The following is a 17,274-nucleotide window of genomic DNA, read 5'->3' as shown; positions in this document are numbered from 1 at the left end:
AATTTGCGGCATGCGAGCAGTTGTACAACGGGTTACTCAGGCGTCATGTACCGTAGATGATATCTGTACCGGAGCGATCAAGGATGGTCTATTGGTATTATTGGGTATTGCGGAAGATGACACGGAAAAAGAGCTGGAATGGTTGGCGCAAAAACTCGTCAACCTGCGTGTTTTTTCGGACGAGGCGGGCTTAATGAATAAATCTGTGCGGGATATAGGCGGCAACATCCTTCTTATATCTCAATTTACGTTGATCGCGCAGACGAAGAAGGGGAATCGCCCTTCTTTTATCGAAGCCGCAAAGCCTGACAAAGCGGAACCTTTATACCAGCTGATGGGCAAGCGGCTAACTACACTGCTCGAAAAACAGGTGGCGCTAGGCGTTTTTGGTGCAGACATGAAAATTGATTTGCGCAATGATGGTCCAGTCACCATTATTTTGGATACTAAAGCAAATAAATAATGACAATCAAAGAAGCACAAGACATTGTTGACAAATGGATTAACAGTACAGGCGTGCGCTATTTTAACGAGTTGACGAATACCGCCATGCTGATGGAAGAGGTAGGCGAAGTAGCGCGGATAATGGCTCGGCAATATGGGGAACAATCGTTCAAAAAATCGGATAAGGCTGTCAATCTTGCTGACGAGATGGCGGATGTATTGTTTGTGCTGATCTGTCTTGCCAATCAAACGGGCATCGATTTAACGGATGCGCTTCAAAAAAACTTAGAAAAGAAGTCTATCCGGGACGCGGATCGACATAAAAACAACGAAAAGTTACGCTAGCTTCTACCTTTAAGAGGAAAGATATTTTGGATCGATCTGTTTATTTGCTTTCGCCCCCAGTTGTTTTAGATTTTCTACTTTCTTAATCACATTTCCCGATCCTGAAGAGAGCTTCCGCATGGCTTCTTGATGCTTTTCAGTGGCACGTGAAAGGTGGTTTTCTAATTGCTGCATATCGTTTAAAAAGCCGACAAATTTGTCGTAGAGCATCCCTGCTTCTTTTGCAATCTCCAGGACATTCCGATTTTGCCGCTCTTGCACCCACACACTTGCTATCGTACGGAGTGTCGCCAATAGCGTGGACGGCCCTACGATAACGACTTTCCTATCCCAAGCGTCGGAAAACAACTCTGGTTTTTCCCGAACAGCTAAGCTCAATGCCGATTCGATCGGCATAAACAACAACACAAAATCGGGTGAGTGGATACCATATAAATCGTGATAATTCTTAGCCGATAGCTGACGAATATGGGATTCAATGGAATGCACATGCTGACGTAAGTGCTGCACCTGTTCGGCGTCTTCACTTGCATTCACCCATCGTTCGTAGGCGGTCAAGGACACTTTGGAATCCACAACCAGATGCTTGTCTTCAGGAAGCAAGATAATAGCGTCCGGCACTTTCCGACTATGATCATCTTCAAACACGGCCTGCAAGCGGTATTCTTGATCTTTCAACAAACCCGAACGCTCTAGTACACGCTCCAAGATGATTTCCCCCCATGCCCCTTGCTTTTTGCTATCACCCTTCAACGCTTTGGTCAGGTTATTTGCCTCATCTTTGATCAACATACTCTGCTGCATCAATTGTTCTACCACACCTTTCAAGACGTTACGTTCCGCTGCTTCCTGTTGATAGGTTCGATCGACCTTTTCTTCGAATGTTTTGATCTTTTCTTTTAAAGGCGTGAGCAACTGGTCTAAATGCTGTTGATTGACGGCGGTAAACTTCTGGGTTTTTTCCTCCAAGATAGTATTGGCCATCTGCTGAAATTCCAAGTAAAATTGCTTACGCAATTGCTTTATCTCTTCCTGTTGTACTTGATATTTCTCTTGCTGGGCCTGCAGGTACGCATGGGTGCTTTCTAGTGTCCGCTCAACCGCTGAGCGTTCACGGCGCTCCCTGTCCAATGCCTGTTCGAGTTCCACTTTTGCTTGCTCCAGCAACCGCTCTCTTTCCTGCACCTTGGCCAGCTCAATAACAGCCGTATTCTTTTCTGCTTCTATTTGCCGATGAACATGTTTGGGCGCTTTTTGCGATTGTAACCAAAACGCTCCGATGACAGCAGCGAACAAGACAATAATCAGCAGGAGTAAAAATATATCCATTACGTTGGTTTTACTGCAATTTTTGATGGGTTTTCCACCAGAGGTCAGGCATATCCCCGCCTACCGCCTGCTGGTAGTCTTCATAACGGCAAGGCACCCAGTGATAGCGCTCATTTACTGATCGGGAACCAAAATAAGGCACCTGCATCCACCAACGATCAGATTTCTTACTTTTGACAAAAACCATTTCATATTCTTCGTTTTCGAGGGTGGTCCGATAAACGATATAAGCCGATTTAGGAATAACGGGGGTATCATTTTTTCGGCTATAGAATCCATCGATAAAACACCAAATCATCTGCGCGACCAAACTCCCTGTATGACCCATGGGATCGAAAGTAGGATTATATTCATAAAATCCGATCGACGAACATTTGTCGGACATGCCGGCATAACGGGCTAATTGACAAGCTTCATCTCCATACAATCCATTTGGGTTGGCATTTGCGTTCCCCGGTGCTTCGGAAGCCCGGATGGCACCTATATCAACGCTAACCATATCTGCAGCACGAATTAAGGGCTCCGCTTGGTCAAGTTTACCGGCCATCATACCAATACGCATGGTATTAAAAAAGAGCTTATCATACATATTAATAGACTCCTTGCTCACTAAGTAAGTCTGATAAGCAAGATTACTCAGGTTAAAAAGATAATCGGGCTGATGTAAGACGATGTGATTGAGATAGGTGTGGGAGTTCAGTGGTGGATTTTCCACGTGATCTTGATCGAGATCGAACCGCGCATCAATGACGGCGACCTCGACACGTTGTTCCAAACCTTCATAGCCTCTATATTGGGCATAAGTAAGATCCTGTCCGCCTCCGATGATGATCGGTAATATGTCTTGCTTCACCAATTCTTCGACAACCGTCCTCAACGCGGCATAGGTATCTTGTATCGTAGCTCCTGCTTGAATATTGCCTAGATCCGCCATGCGCACCTCATAATCTCCTTGATAGAGATTATAGAAATGCTTCCGTACCGCATTTGGAGATTTCTTGGCCCCGCCGTTATGAACGGACGCCCGCTCCTCTTCCACGCCTATTAACGCGATATGCGGCTTTTTTTCAGCGTCTTGTAAGTCCGGAAACGATTCTTCATAAGCCGCTATAATTTTTCCGAATTGCGAGTTATAAAAATCGGTTCCAGAACAAAAGTCCTGCACGATGATTGGGGTAAAGAAATCAACTAAAGACATACTAATAAAGTAAAGGTAAAAACCTCGAGGGGTTATTGATGCCTTAAAAGTAAACAAAACATCAATAAACCCGAAGCCAAAAGTGAAAGTTTCCTCTTTCCTGCACTTGCAAACCCGTAATCAATAGGTTATCTTTGAGCGGCACAATTTCAGCGACAACTTGACACCGTGATATTAGTAACAGGAGGAACCGGTTTTTTGGGATCTACATTGATTAAATATTTAATCGATGAGGGTCATGCTGTAGTCGCCATTAAGCGCGAACAGTCAGAAGTCCCCGAACTTCTGCGCTCCTCTTCACTGGTGGAATGGTTTCCCGCCGACATAACAGATTATTTTGCCTTAGCCGATGCTTTCAAAGGGATAACAGCCGTGTACCATTGTGCGGCTCAAATATCTTATCAAAAAGCGGATTGGGCGCGTATGCTACACACCAATATTGAGGGTACCAAACACATCGTTAACCTTTGCTTAGAGCACGGGGCGCGCTTGGTACACGTCAGTTCTATCGCCGCGCTAGGTTCGCCAAAAACGGGTGAATTGATTTCTGAACAAAGTAAATGGGACGAAGGTGCAGACCATTCTAAATATGCCCTTTCTAAATACGAAAGTGAAATGGAAGTATGGCGAGGTATTATGGAAGGTTTGGACGCGGTTATCGTTAATCCATCAGTCATTATGGGCGTAGGCCCAGGTAAAAAAGCCGCTGGAGCGATCTTCGATCTTGTTAAAAAGGGAATCAAAGTCTATCCACCCGGAACCGTTGGTATTGTCGATGTGGAAGATGTCGCCAAAATCATGATCCTATTAATGAATAACCGTGCTATTCGCGGTGAACGCTTCGTACTCAATAGCGAAAACATTAGCAACAAGCTCTTGCTGGAGCGTATCGCCAAACTACTGGACAAACCAGCTCCAACGATTAAAGCACGACCCTTTATGTTGAGCTTTGCGTGGAGGGCAGCCAAAATAATGGCCTTTTTTAAAGGCGGCCGGCCGGTATTGACGCGGGAAAGTGCAAAAGCTGCCGCGGCTTTTTTAGCTTATTCCAACCAAAAGCTGTACGATGCTACGGGGTACCGTTTTAAACCACTGAATAGCACATTGAAAGAAATGAGTATTGAATTTAAATCTTATAAATGAAGAATTATTACATCATCGATTTCGATAGCACATTTACGCAAGTCGAAGCTTTGGATGAATTAGCAAGAATATCCTTAGAGAACCATCCAGATAGAGATAAAATCTATCAACAGATCGAAGATTACACCAACCTTGCCATGGAAGGAAAGATTTCCTTCCGGGAAAGTCTAACGGGCCGTGTACAATTGCTAAACGCAAACAAAAGCCACCTGGATAAACTAGTCTCCCAGCTGAAAAAGAAAGTTTCACGTTCCTTTGGTCGGAACAAAGAGTTTTTCAAAGAGAATAAAGATACCGCACTGATTGTATCCGGTGGATTTAAGGAATTCATTACGCCTGTCGTGACGCCATACCACATACAAAAGGAAAACATATATGCCAATACATTCAAGTTTGATGAGGAGGGCAATATTATCGGGTATGACGAGAACAATCCGCTTTCGGACGAGGGTGGAAAGGTTAAACTGCTGAAAGAGCTCAAATTAGACGGCAGAATATTCGGTATCGGCGATGGGTATTCAGACTTCCAGCTGAAGGAATCAGGGCTGATTGAAAAATTCTTCGCCTTCACGGAAAACATTTCGCGCAAAAGCGTGACGGAAAAAGCAGATCACATCACCCCTAGTTTTGACGAGTTTCTGTATGTGAATGACCTGCCGCGGGCCATCTCCTATCCAAAAAACCGTATTCTATGTCTTATCGTGGGGGATGTGCCGGAAATTGCTGTACATCTTTTGAAACGAGACGGTTTTTCAGTCCGTGTAAAAGAAACTTTTGAAGATAAGTATACCAAAGACGTAGGCTTGCTTTTATTGGGCGATGGTATACGTGTTGAAGACGAGCAGCTCGCACAAGCGGACAAATTAAAGACTATCGGATACTTAGGGGACGTACAGGGTTTCGTAAACAAAAATATCTGTACCGAAAAAGGCATCGTCGTGTTTGATGATAAAAAATATAAGAAACGAAACGCCGAGTTCATTCCGAAGCGTATGGCCGACTTTATCAATAATGGCGATACGTACATGAGTCGCAATTTTCCAAATCTTATCTTACCGCGCCTCACACAAGCACACCGACTTCTACATATTCACAGGAATGTACCAGGTATCATGGCACAAATCAATAAGGTTTATGCGGAAAATAACATTAACATCATCTCTCAATTTCTGATGACGAAAGGTGACATGGGCTACGCCGTTACCGATATCCATACTGCCTATGACAAAAATGTGCTGAAACAATTAAAACAGATTGACAATACCATAAAATTTAGGATATTGTATAAGTAAGGACGGTGATAGGTTGCCCCGCTATATAAACCTTATGGTGGAGCGGGGCGTTACCAATATATCTAACGGTACGTCCAACGAATCTACATCATCAATTTTCTCAACGGGATCGAAAAATGAGATCCCTATTTTTTTACAATCAGGGCGGCATTTTGCTAAAAAACGATCGTAAAATCCTTTCCCGTATCCCACTCGATTACCGTCTTTATCCGCAATTAATAGAGGGACCAACACGACATCCAATGCTGTTTCGGCTATAGGTTCGCCCGCAATGGGCTCTACAATTCCCCAAGCATTTTCTATGAGCACAATATGCTCTTCTAACAGAAAATGTTGCATGGAATAGTCTTTGGGCTCGGAGCGGCTAACGACGATATGGAGCGTCGGATAATGGATCCGGATATCGGTTATGAATGACCACATATCCGGTTCATTGAGTTTCGTGGCCGGCAAAAACGTGTGCAGAAAGCCCGTGTCCTCCCAGTTAAATTGGAAAAGTTCCTGCAATATTCCCGCATTAAACGAACTAACCTGCGCAGCTGCAAGCTGGCTTCGCTTCTGCTTATATGCTATACGTAGTTCCGCTTTTGTCATTACCGATTGTAATGCGGCCATAAGCCAGCCACAAGCGCGACACTTATTTTACGCGCTCGATATAATCACCCGTGCGGGTATCTACTTTTACTTTGTCTCCTTGATTGATAAATAAAGGTACGCGGATCTCTACACCTGTTTCCACGGTAGCGTTTTTCAGCGCGTTTGTGGAAGTGTCTCCTTTCACTGCCGGCTCAGTATAGGTTATTTCTAACTCTACAGAAGCGGGTAAGCTGGCCATAATAGGCTCTTCACTTTCGAACGCGACCAACACATTCATACCTTCTTTCAAAAATTGTGCTGCCCCACCAAATAAAGCTTTTGGGATATTAAATTGTTCGTAAGTTGTATTATCCATCACGACGAAGAAATCTGCATCGTCATATAAATATTGATAATCGTTGGTTTCTACACGGGCAATCTCTACCTCTTCGTCCGTTCTAAAGCGGTATTCTACCAACTTCCCTGTACGAACATTCCGCATACGCGCCTGATAAAATGCGCGTAAGTTTCCGGGTGTACGGTGAATATACTCTTCTACGGTAACGAGTTCTCCATTAAAACGAAGTATATTTCCTGATTTTACTTCAGATGCTTTGGCCATAACAATTTATTTGATTTTAGTATAGCAAAAATACAAAATATCGGCCTCTTTTAAAAGCAGTAAATTCCAGCTTACTTGTAAGACATGATCTGTATATGCTCGTCGCAAAAAGCATATTCTTTTTCTTGATTAGAGCCAATAATCAACAGCCGGTCGGCTTGTATAGTACGTTCGATCAACGTTAAATACCAGTCTTCGCCGGCGGTATCCAAATTACTCATTGGTTCATCCAGTAACACCACGCTACTGGATGAACAACAGGCCAATGCGAGTTTAACCCGCTGTTTCATGCCTGATGAAAAAAAACGAACTTCTTTATCTAGGGATTTCTCCATCCCTAATAGTTGAACAATCCCTTCCGCATCGAATCCGGGAAGAAACGATTTGAATTTAAAATGAAACGCAATTAGTTCCCGCAAGGTAAACTCCTCGATCAGTTCCATATAGGGTGCAGCTATGGCCAACTCTTGAAAAACATTTTCAGGTTGAATCGGCTGCATGTTTGTATCCACATAGTCAATTTTTCCCTGGCTCGGCGCAAGACTTCCCGAGATCACTTTCAGCAAAGTAGATTTCCCCGAGCCATTCGGCCCGAGTATGGCATATTTTTTTCCGAAAGAGAGGCTATAATCTAAATGTCTAAAAATCCATTCTCTATTATACCGCCTACCTAAGTCTTGTAAAATTATACTCAATAATCGCTTTATTTAAAGTGAAGATCTTCCGTGATTAAAACCTTTAATAACACCTCGGTTAGAATTACGTACAAAAGACAATATCTCATCCCGCAATTCGGTCGGGGTAAATTCAGCCTCCACCAAATCCAACGCTTTGGTCAGATTACGGTGTTGCACGAATAATATCCGATAAATACCTTGGATTTCGGTAATCTGTTCTGCGCTAAAACCACGACGGCGCAGGCCCACAGAATTAATACCTGCATAGGAAATAGGTTCCCGTGCAGCTTTAATAAAGGGAGGTACATCCTTTCTTACTAAGGTTCCGCCTGTTACAAAAGCATGCGAACCGATCTTACAAAATTGATGTACCGCAACCATCCCCGCTAAGACGACATAATCGCCTACGGTAATATGCCCAGCTAATGTACTGGAGTTAGAGAATATGCAATGATCGCCCACAAAACAATCATGGGCGATATGACTATAGGCTTGAATAAGACAATTTTTCCCAATGACGGTCTTGTACCTGTCTTTTGTCCCGCGGTTGATGGTTACACATTCCCGAATGGTCGTGTTGTCACCAATCTCGGCTGTAGTAACCTCTCCTTCAAACTTCAAATCTTGTGGCTCGCCGGAGATAACGGCTCCCGGAAAGATACGACAGTTCTTCCCAATGCGGGCCCCATTCATGATGGTGACATTGGATCCTATCCATGTGCCCTCACCAATTTCTACATCCCGATCGATGGTGGAGAATGGTTCCACCACCACATTTTGAGCTATCTTAGCTTCTGGATGGATGTATGATAACGGTTGTATCATGCTAATTACCTTTAACTTTTACTATTTGAGCCATAAGCTCCGCTTCACTTACTACCTTGTCACCGACAACGCCTACGCCTTTCATCCGAGCAATTCCTCGACGAATGGGTTCTAGCAGCTCGCAGCTGAAAATAATCGTATCACCTGGCGTTACCTGATTCTTAAAACGAGCGTTTTCTATTTTTAGGAACAACGTCAGCCAATTTTCTGGATCGGGAACGGTATTTAAAACTAAAATCCCCCCGGTCTGTGCCATCGCTTCAATCTGCAATACTCCTGGGAATACAGGTGCTTCTGGAAAATGCCCCATGAAAATATCTTCGTTCATCGTGACATTTTTTAATCCCACGACGTGTGTTTCGGACAACTCCAAAATTTTATCGATCATCAACATTGGTTGGCGATGCGGCAATATCTTCATGATTTGTACCGTATCGTAGACGGGTGTCATGTTGGGATCGTAAACTTTTAAATTTTTACGATTCTTTTCTTTTTTTATTTGTGCTTTTATCTTTTTGGCAAAAGCTGCATTAGCAGCATGTCCAGGACGGGCTGCCATGATGTGTCCTTTAAGCGGGCGTCCGACTAAGGCTAGATCGCCAATCATATCCAGCAGTTTATGTCGAGCAGGTTCATTTTGATAACGCAATTGAATATTATCTAAAATCCCCTCACTGGCAACTTCTACCGTCTTATTAAATAAACCCGATAATTTATCTAACTCTTCTTTGCTCACCTCTTTATCCACAATCACGATAGCGTTGGATAAATCGCCTCCTTTGATTAAGTTGTGATTCACCAAACTCTCCAACTCATGTAAAAAACAGAAGGTGCGAGAACTGGATATTTCACTTTGAAATTCGGTTATATTACTAATGGAAGCGTGCTGGCTCCCCAGTACTGGTGAGTTAAAATCGATCATACAAGTCAAACGATAGCCATCCAATGGCATCGCTATAATCTCTACTTTTCGATCCTTTTCTACATAGACGATATTGTCCTGGATTTCGTAGTAATCGCGGTCGGCCTCTTGATCTACAAAACCGGCTTCCAATAATTTCTCGACGAAAATCCGGGAGCTGCCATCTAAAATCGGGACTTCAGGGCCGTCTATTTCGATGAGGACGTTATCAATTTGTAATCCGACTAATGCAGCCATTAAATGTTCGATCGTACTAATTGCTGCACCATTTTGGGAGATGGTCGTCCCGCGAGAAGTGTCGGATACATTATCCGCATCGACGGCTACGATTGGCTCCCCTTCCAGATCCACTCTTTTAAATTTATACCAATGAAATTCCGGCGCAGGTTTTATCGTCATGTTCACAGCTTTGCCCGTGTGCAGTCCGATGCCTGAAATGGATATTTCAGTTTGTATCGTCCTCTGTTTTACATTCATATCTAACATTCTATTTAGGAAATTTATCGATTTTCATTATCCAGCGCTTTAAGGCGCGCTTCGAGTTCTGCAACACGTTGCTCTAACGCAGGCAATTTACCGTAGATTACGTGCGACCGCAGGTTGCTATTATAGGGCATAGCAGGTGTACCACCCCATTTTTTATTTTCCAGACCGATGGATCGATTAACCCCAGACTGTGCTTGGATTTGTGATCCAGCCGCTACTTGGATATGTCCCACGACGCCTACTTGACCACCCAAAACGACGTTTTCTCCAATCTTGGTACTTCCCGAAATGCCCGTTTGTGCAGCGGCAACGGTGTTAGCGCCGATCTCCACATTATGCGCAATCTGTATCAGATTATCCAATTTCACCCCTTGGCGAATAATGGTAGAGCCTAACGTAGCTCGGTCTATAACCGTATTTGCACCTACCTCCACATTGTTCTCAATAATAACGTTACCAATTTGAGGTACTTTCGCATAGCTACCGTCATTTTGAGGTGCAAAACCAAAGCCATCACTTCCTATAATGACACCGCTATGTAGAATTACATGATCGCCGATTTTACTATCATAATAAATCCTAACGCCGGGATAAATCACCGTATTATTTCCGATCGTAACGCCGTCCCCAATGTAAACTTGCGGATATATCTTCACCTGATCGCCAATGACTACGTCGCGTCCAATATAGGAGAATGCGCCTAAATACAGATCTTCTCCAACCCGTGCCGACTCATGCAGAAAGGACGGCTGTTCTATTCCGCTACGCTCATTCCGGAGCTGATCATAAATACGCAAGAGTTCTGAAAAAGCTGAATAGGCATCTTTTACGCGAATAAGACTAGTTTCAACCGGCTTAACCAATTGAAAATCTTGATTGATAATCACGGCAGACGCCTTTGTCTCGTAAAGGAAGTGCTCGTATTTCGGATTGGACAAAAAAGCTAACGCCCCTTCTTTCCCTTCTTCAATCTTAGCTAATTGATTCACAAGAACATCGGGATCGCCTTCTACGTATCCGTTTAATAATGTTGCTATTTGATTTGCAGTAAATTGCATCTTACAAATGTATACTTTTTCTTAATTACTTTTTAAGGAATTATCGCCCTCATCCAATGGATGCCCTATTTCCTTGGGATAGGAAAGGGCAAACTTGACCACACGCTTGGCCAACGCTTCTAAATTAGAAACGTCGGAAGCTTCTGTAATATCTTGAACGTGACCTCTGTTGTTAATGATTTTAATGGTGCTATGTTGTACATCATACGCACTGTTTTGTACCACCTGCGTATATACAAAATAATCAACTTCGCTGTCGTCGAGCTCAAAATATGTTTTTACTTTGTCTCGTACCGCTGCTATTTCCGTTTCTAAAAAAGGAGTATTTCGAAGTTCGGTTCGCAATAAGTCTCTATTCATCAGTTTCCGACATAGCGTACCTAGAATTTTATCGTCTTCGTATACCCATTCTTTTAACGCCGATAGGATATCCGTATCATCTAACTGTGTAAACCAGTCTAGATGACGTTCGTCCTCCAGGAAATTATGATGACTAATTTTATTTGTTAAAAAATGGCGTAACGCCCGTGTTGCAAATAGATTGTGTCCCTGCGCGGACAGCTCTTTCGCCCGGTACAAAATCTTAAGGAGCATTTGTTCCGCTCCGACGACGGTTTTATGTAAATAAACTTGCCAGTACATCAGACGACGTGCGATTAAAAACTTTTCAACCGAATAAATGCCTTTGGCTTCCACCACCAGCTCTCCCTGTTCTACATTCAGCATCGTGATAATACGGTCAAAAGAAATAACCCCTTCGGATACGCCGGTAAAAAAACTATCCCGGTTGAGATAATCCATACGATCCATATCCAACTGGCTGGATACTAATTGATGAAAAAACTTTCGAGGATATTGGTCGTTAAAAATTGTGATGGCTAAGGATAACTTGCCTCCAAACTCTTCATTCAGCTTATCCATCAACAAGGAGGACAGCATCTCGTGAGACACCCCTTCAATAAGTGTATGCTCTAAGGAATGCGAAAATGGCCCGTGGCCAATATCGTGCAGCAAAATTGCGATTAGTACCGCCTCTTCCTCTTCCGGGCTGATCGATACTTTTTTACTCCGAAGTGTATCAATGGCTAATGACATGAGATGCATGGCCCCGACCGCATGTTGAAAGCGTGTATGAAGGGCCCCGGGATACACCAAATGCGTCATGCTCACCTGTTTAATGAAGCGAAGACGCTGAAGATAAGGGTGTTGAATAAGGTCAAAAATGAAAGCCGACGGAATAGTTGCAAATCCGTATACAGGGTCGTTAATTATCTTTTTCTTATTCAACTTTATGTTATGATGTTAATTTTTTGTTTAAATTCTCCTACAGAAAAGCGTGCGCTACGCTTTTTTTGTATATAAAAATGAATTACTCATGATATTTTTTTCTTTGGCATTATGCATTTTTGCTTATTTTTAAAAGTATGCATGAACTCATTTAATATTCGGTTCGTGAATGCAAAGCATTTTGTCTATGTTTGAGACACACGAGGATAAGTTTTTTCTACCCGACATAGTAGTTCTCCCTCCGTCGTTTTTCGTTGTGCTGAAGCGTTTCGAATGTCTAAATTAAGCGCAAAGATAAGGAGAATGAAGTTAATTAATGTTAAATATAATGATGCAGAAGATACACATCCTGTGGGCTGATGATGAAATCGATTTTTTAAGACCGCATATTTTATTATTAGAAGAGCGAGGATATCGTGTCAAAACGGTGAATAACGGCAATGACGCCGTGGAAGCTTTTCAGAATGAACCTTTTGACTTGGTCTTCCTCGACGAGAATATGCCTGGAAAAACGGGGCTGGAAACGTTGGTCATATTGAAAACAATTAACCCCACCATCCCTACAGTATTGGTAACGAAGAACGAAGAAGAGCATCTGATGGAAGATGCCATTGGTTCCAAAATTGACGATTACCTGATAAAACCGGTCAATCCCAAACAAATCCTTTTAACCATAAAAAAATTTACCGAGAACAAACGTCTGGTCAGCGAGAAAACTTCTATGGCTTACCAACAAGAGTTTCGAAATTTGGGTATGACCATCAACGATGATCTTGATGACAAAGAATGGGTGGCTGCTTATCGAAAATTGATCTATTGGGAACTCTCTTTGCAAAAACTGGAAGACGCGGGTATGCACGAGATTCTTACCATGCAAAAAGCCGATGCAAACACCCTATTTTCCAAGTTCGTCGAAAAGAATTACCTCGACTGGATACAGAATAAGGCGGAAGGCCCGGTACAATCCCATCAACTTTTTAAAACCAAGGTCTTTCCCAAACTCGACAAGGAACGGCCTACGTTCTTTTTCTTAATCGATAATTTGCGTTATGATCAATGGAAAGTAATTAACGAAATCATAACGGATTACTACAGACTGGAAGAGGAAGATGCCTATTATAGTATTTTGCCGACAGCGACCCAATATGCTCGAAACGCTATTTTCAGTGGTTTAACACCATTGGAGATGGAAAAAAGATTTCCCGATTTTTGGCAAAACGACGATGACGAGGGAGGAAAGAATTTATACGAAGATAAGTTTTTAGCGGATCAGATCAATCGTATATATCGTCGTGACTTAAAACATTCGTATCATAAGATATTAACCTTATCTCAAGGGAGAGATGTGGTGGATTCGTTGAATAACCTCATGCAAAATGACCTGAACGTACTGGTCTACAACTTCGTAGACATGCTCTCTCATGCGCGAACCGATATGGCAATGATTCGGGAACTGGCCAATGACGAGAGCGCATACCGTTCGCTAACGTTATCTTGGTTTGAACACTCCCCTTTACTAGACACGCTAAAATGGTTATCGCAAAGAAACGTGCGCATTATTGTTACCACAGATCATGGTACGATACGGGTGAAGAAACCCAGCAAGATTATCGGAGATCGTAATACCAACACCAATTTACGGTACAAACAAGGTCGAAATTTGAATTACAAAGGCAAGGAAGTATTTGTCATTAAGAACCCTCATGATGCGCAGCTTCCGAAACTTCATGTAAGTTCCGCATTTGTATTTGCTAAGGATGACTATTTTTTTGTATACCCAAACAATTACAACCACTTTGCCAACTATTATAACGACACATTTCAACACGGGGGCATCTCACTAGAAGAAATGATTATCCCATACGCAGTTTACACACCTAAATAATGTCTTTGATATGAACATTACTGTAAACAATCTTCATGAAATTGATGCGGCTGCAAAGGAAATACTCTTGCACTTTCCAAATGACCGATTTTTTTTATTGTATGGCGATATGGGTGCCGGTAAAACAACCCTCGTCAATGCTTTTTGCCGCGCTTTAGCAGTTTCGGACAGCACCAGTAGCCCAACATTCTCGCTCGTTAATGAATATTCCTCGCCGCGTGGCCCTATATATCATTTCGACTTTTATCGGCTGGAACAAGAGGAAGAGGCGTTAGACATGGGCTATGAGGATTATTTTTATGCGGATGCGTATTGTTTCGTCGAATGGCCAGAGAAAATCCCTAATTTGATTCCGGAAGACGCCCGGCGGATTACACTTACGGTGTTGTCTCCCACCCGCAGGAGCATTGATGTGGAATAAAAACGCACAAAAGATGACAATTATGAAGATAAACTTAGTATATATCGGTGTTTTATGGGCGACTATCCTTTTGTGGATACCGGAAGTCCATGCCCAAAACAAGGGAAGTCAGGACACTACTGCCCGAAAATTAACACTGGAACCAACCTTAGGGAAAAAAGATTACGACTACCGAGGCGAAGAAATCACGTATCCCCGAGTATTTGGCGGACTAACTTTTACGCGGATAGATTGGGGTTTCTCACGTCTCGTGGATAACGGAAGCTTTAAAATGGGGGAAGAAAATCAATTTTTAGAGATCAAAAAAGCCTCTAATTTCGGTTTTGACATTGCTCAGATTGGTATCCGTTTTAACGATGCCTTCAAAGTGTATGCATCTGCCGGATTTGAATGGAATTACCTTCGGTTAAAAAGTGACGTGATTCTCGACGCCGAGTCAACGCCTCTTAGTTATCGTCTGTCCGATATCACCTACAAGAAAAATATACTAACCTCTACCTATCTTCGTATCCCCTTAAGTTTCGAGTGGCGCGGCCGCAAAAATCAACGCGGTCACCGACCTAAAATTGCTTTTGGAGCCATGACGGGAATCTTATTAAAAGGAACACAACGCCTGAAAAGCGACGACCAGGGCAAACAAAAGTTTAAAGACAATTATAACTTGGCACGTTTTCAATATGGAGCCTTCGCCCGGGTAGGATACAGATCAATGGGGGTATTCGCCAAATATTACCTAAACGACATGTTCGAAAAAAGTCCGGCCCAGAAGAATTTAAATAATTTTACATTCGGACTGACCTTAGGGTTCTAAGGTTGCCGTAAAGCGAAAGGCTGGGTTCTTTTTCGTACTTTTGCATCTTATTTAGGATCGATTTTCTATGGCGCAACAAAGTTCTTCCTGTCAATATGTTCCGGCGGACCAACAAAAAGTAGGGATACCCTTGATATACGGTGAATCTCTTTCTTTGATTTTCTCAGCAAAGCAAGATGTCATCGCCGTTAATAACGTGGATTTCGGGATTCGAGAGGGGCAGATTACGGCGATCATCGGCGAGTCGGGAAGTGGGAAAACGACGTTACTAAAACTTATTTATGGTTTATTGGAACCTACTTCGGGAGAGGTACGGTATCGGGGATGGTTGGTTCCGACGCGTAAAGACAAACTAATCCCAGGACACGACGCTATGCGGTTGGTGTCTCAAGGGTTTGACGATCTCAATTTATATGCAAAAGTCTGGGATAATATTGCCTCGCAATTACCCAACACCAACCTTTCGCTAAAGGAGTCTAAAACACGTGAAACGCTCGAGCGATTGAAGATTCACCATCTCGCCCAGCAACGGGTTGCCGATTTAAGTGGCGGCGAGAAACAGCGCGTGGCGATAGCCCGGGCCTTAGTTAACGAACCGGAAGTGCTACTCATGGATGAGCCATTCAATCAAGTGGACGCCGCTTTTCGCGATGCCCTGCAGCAAGATATGCGACAGATTGTGGAAGATACCGGCCTCACCATCGTGTTAGTTTCCCATGATCCGACAGAGGTTCTGGCCATGGCCGACGAGTTAATCGTAATGAAAAATGCACAGATCATGGAACAGGGAACTCCCACCGCACTTTATTATCATCCTACCCACGCTTATACCGCGCAGCTTCTGGCCAAAAGCAATATCTTATCTTCCAATGAGGCAGCGCATCTAGGCATATCGTCAGCAAACGCGATCGGCATCCATCAGGAAGATGTCATTTTTACGGAAAACCCAAAGGGAACATTTTATGTGAAAGATATCCGTTTTCGTGGTTTCTATGAGGAACTGGTATTGCACGATGGACAAGTTACGCTGCATGCAATTTTACACCCTCTAGCCCCTATTTCTATGGGCACCAAAGTAAATGTGGATATTTTAAAACATATTAAATTCGATACGCCTAATTGTCCAACCAGGTAAACATGACTTCCGCCCATTTTCTAGCATCGAGCTTATTGTGCAAACCGAAGCCATGACCGCCAGTGGGGTAGATAAATATTTCGTTAGCCACACCCGCCTTATCCAAAGCCTCCTTATATCGCAAGGAATTTGCAATAGGCACGCCTTTATCATCCTCGGCATGTACTAAGAACGTCGGTGGCGTTTTGTCGGACACCTGCTTTTCCAGCGAATAGTATAACAGGTCTGCTGATTCGGGCTGCGCCCCGATCAGGTTCTTCTTAGATCCTTGGTGTGTAATGTCATCCTCCATGGAGATAACGGGATAGACCAATACCGAAAAATCAGGTGCTAAATCGGTGGCATTCTTGTTGTCAATTTTCACATCATCAAAATGATTTGATAAGGATGCTGCCAAATGGCCCCCTGCGGAAAACCCGATCACGCCAACCTTGTCGAAATCGTAATGCTCTTTAATATATTGTATACCACGTTGTGCATCTTGTAAAGGCCCTATTTTTCGGACTTTCATATACTCATCTTTAGGTAGGCGATAATATAATACAAACGCACTATAACCTTGTTCATTAAATGCTTTGGCTATTTCATGTCCTTCGTGATTAATCGCTACATGAGAATATCCTCCACCAGGAATCACCAGTATCGCTTGCTTCGCGCTGGGCAACTCATATTTATATAAAACAGGAACATTTTCCTCTCCTAGGTCTTCTGCAGATTTTGTTGCATTGGGAATTTCGGCATATAATTTCACTTTTTCTTGTGCCAGCGAATAATAATTTAATAACACCACAAATAGTATAGAATAAATAAATTTCATT

The 17,274-nt window shown here is 43.0% G+C and carries 18 protein-coding genes; 8 read left to right on the top strand and 10 right to left on the bottom strand.

From position 1 onward, the window contains the following. Positions 1 to 10: 10 nt before the first annotated feature. The gene (dtd, locus tag LKO28_RS08925; RefSeq protein ID WP_227694454.1) at positions 11 to 463 is read left to right on the top strand and encodes a D-aminoacyl-tRNA deacylase; all 453 of its coding nucleotides are present in this window, start codon (positions 11 to 13) and stop codon (positions 461 to 463) included. Beyond that, positions 463 to 789 (top strand): nucleotide pyrophosphohydrolase, encoded by a 327-nt coding sequence (locus tag LKO28_RS08920; protein WP_227694453.1) that lies wholly within the window; start codon positions 463 to 465, stop codon positions 787 to 789. The genes dtd and LKO28_RS08920 overlap by 1 nt, the downstream gene beginning before the upstream one ends. A gap of 9 nt (positions 790 to 798) precedes the next feature. Here the strand turns inward: LKO28_RS08920 and rmuC are convergent, their stop codons facing one another. Beyond that, positions 799 to 2,118, bottom strand: coding sequence for a DNA recombination protein RmuC (gene rmuC / locus LKO28_RS08915; protein WP_227694452.1), 1,320 nt, complete (start codon positions 2,116 to 2,118; stop codon positions 799 to 801). 10 nt (positions 2,119 to 2,128) lie between these two features. Then, a complete protein-coding gene (locus LKO28_RS08910) occupies positions 2,129 to 3,316 on the bottom strand; it encodes a formimidoylglutamase (protein ID WP_227694451.1) in 1,188 nt (395 codons plus the stop codon). Positions 3,317 to 3,484: 168 nt separating this feature from the next. Here LKO28_RS08910 and LKO28_RS08905 point away from each other — a divergent pair, with 168 nt between their 5' ends. Both LKO28_RS08905 and LKO28_RS08900 read left to right on the top strand, forming a co-directional pair. After that, complete coding sequence (locus LKO28_RS08905) at positions 3,485 to 4,459, top strand: SDR family NAD(P)-dependent oxidoreductase (protein WP_227694450.1); 975 nt, start codon at positions 3,485 to 3,487, stop codon at positions 4,457 to 4,459. Next, positions 4,456 to 5,751 carry an HAD-IB family phosphatase gene (locus LKO28_RS08900; protein WP_227694449.1) on the top strand — a complete coding sequence of 432 codons (1,296 nt, stop codon included), beginning with the start codon at positions 4,456 to 4,458 and terminating at the stop codon, positions 5,749 to 5,751. The genes LKO28_RS08905 and LKO28_RS08900 overlap by 4 nt, the downstream gene beginning before the upstream one ends. 21 nt (positions 5,752 to 5,772) lie before the next feature. Here LKO28_RS08900 and LKO28_RS08895 read toward each other — a convergent pair whose 3' ends face one another. The 7 genes from LKO28_RS08895 to LKO28_RS08865 all read right to left on the bottom strand — a co-directional run bounded on the left by LKO28_RS08895 (position 5,773) and on the right by LKO28_RS08865 (position 12,204). After that, complete coding sequence (locus tag LKO28_RS08895; RefSeq protein WP_227694448.1) at positions 5,773 to 6,345, bottom strand: 5-formyltetrahydrofolate cyclo-ligase; 573 nt, start codon at positions 6,343 to 6,345, stop codon at positions 5,773 to 5,775. 43 nt (positions 6,346 to 6,388) lie between these two features. Continuing rightward, positions 6,389 to 6,949 carry an elongation factor P gene (gene efp, locus LKO28_RS08890; RefSeq protein WP_227694447.1) on the bottom strand — a complete coding sequence of 187 codons (561 nt, stop codon included), beginning with the start codon at positions 6,947 to 6,949 and terminating at the stop codon, positions 6,389 to 6,391. Between the two features lie 71 nt (positions 6,950 to 7,020). After that, on the bottom strand, positions 7,021 to 7,644 hold the full coding sequence (locus LKO28_RS08885; RefSeq protein WP_227694446.1) for an ATP-binding cassette domain-containing protein: 624 nt from the start codon (positions 7,642 to 7,644) through the stop codon (positions 7,021 to 7,023). 12 nt (positions 7,645 to 7,656) lie between these two features. Continuing rightward, complete coding sequence (gene lpxA, locus LKO28_RS08880) at positions 7,657 to 8,451, bottom strand: acyl-ACP--UDP-N-acetylglucosamine O-acyltransferase (RefSeq protein WP_227694445.1); 795 nt, start codon at positions 8,449 to 8,451, stop codon at positions 7,657 to 7,659. Between the two features lies 1 nt (position 8,452). Next, positions 8,453 to 9,850, bottom strand: a complete 1,398-nt coding sequence (locus LKO28_RS08875) for a bifunctional UDP-3-O-[3-hydroxymyristoyl] N-acetylglucosamine deacetylase/3-hydroxyacyl-ACP dehydratase (RefSeq protein ID WP_227694444.1) — start codon at positions 9,848 to 9,850, stop codon at positions 8,453 to 8,455. Between the two features lie 23 nt (positions 9,851 to 9,873). Next, positions 9,874 to 10,917: a UDP-3-O-(3-hydroxymyristoyl)glucosamine N-acyltransferase gene (gene lpxD, locus LKO28_RS08870; protein WP_227694443.1), complete on the bottom strand. Its 1,044-nt coding sequence runs from the start codon at positions 10,915 to 10,917 to the stop codon at positions 9,874 to 9,876. Positions 10,918 to 10,938: 21 nt separating this feature from the next. Then, on the bottom strand, positions 10,939 to 12,204 hold the full coding sequence (locus tag LKO28_RS08865) for an HD domain-containing protein (protein WP_227694442.1): 1,266 nt from the start codon (positions 12,202 to 12,204) through the stop codon (positions 10,939 to 10,941). A gap of 331 nt (positions 12,205 to 12,535) precedes the next feature. On the opposite strand from LKO28_RS08865, the gene LKO28_RS08860 reads away from it, so the two are divergent. From LKO28_RS08860 to LKO28_RS08845, 4 genes are all read left to right on the top strand, one after another. Beyond that, positions 12,536 to 14,089 (top strand): bifunctional response regulator/alkaline phosphatase family protein, encoded by a 1,554-nt coding sequence (locus LKO28_RS08860; protein WP_227694627.1) that lies wholly within the window; start codon positions 12,536 to 12,538, stop codon positions 14,087 to 14,089. A gap of 10 nt (positions 14,090 to 14,099) precedes the next feature. Continuing rightward, positions 14,100 to 14,510: a tRNA (adenosine(37)-N6)-threonylcarbamoyltransferase complex ATPase subunit type 1 TsaE gene (tsaE, locus tag LKO28_RS08855; RefSeq protein ID WP_227694441.1), complete on the top strand. Its 411-nt coding sequence runs from the start codon at positions 14,100 to 14,102 to the stop codon at positions 14,508 to 14,510. A gap of 22 nt (positions 14,511 to 14,532) precedes the next feature. Continuing rightward, complete coding sequence (locus LKO28_RS08850; protein WP_227694440.1) at positions 14,533 to 15,321, top strand: outer membrane beta-barrel protein; 789 nt, start codon at positions 14,533 to 14,535, stop codon at positions 15,319 to 15,321. Positions 15,322 to 15,388: 67 nt separating this feature from the next. Continuing rightward, on the top strand, positions 15,389 to 16,456 hold the full coding sequence (locus tag LKO28_RS08845) for an ABC transporter ATP-binding protein (RefSeq protein ID WP_227694439.1): 1,068 nt from the start codon (positions 15,389 to 15,391) through the stop codon (positions 16,454 to 16,456). On the opposite strand, the gene LKO28_RS08840 is transcribed toward LKO28_RS08845, so the two are convergent. Then, the gene (locus tag LKO28_RS08840; protein ID WP_227694438.1) at positions 16,437 to 17,273 is read right to left on the bottom strand and encodes an alpha/beta hydrolase; all 837 of its coding nucleotides are present in this window, start codon (positions 17,271 to 17,273) and stop codon (positions 16,437 to 16,439) included. The genes LKO28_RS08845 and LKO28_RS08840 overlap by 20 nt on opposite strands. Between the last annotated feature and the right edge of the window lies 1 nt (position 17,274).

Origin of the sequence: Sphingobacterium sp. FBM7-1 (genome assembly GCF_020687765.1) — a bacterium.
GTDB lineage: Bacteria > Bacteroidota > Bacteroidia > Sphingobacteriales > Sphingobacteriaceae > Sphingobacterium.
Note: the sequence above shows the minus strand (reverse complement) of the source record. Positions and strands in the feature narration are given on the sequence as shown.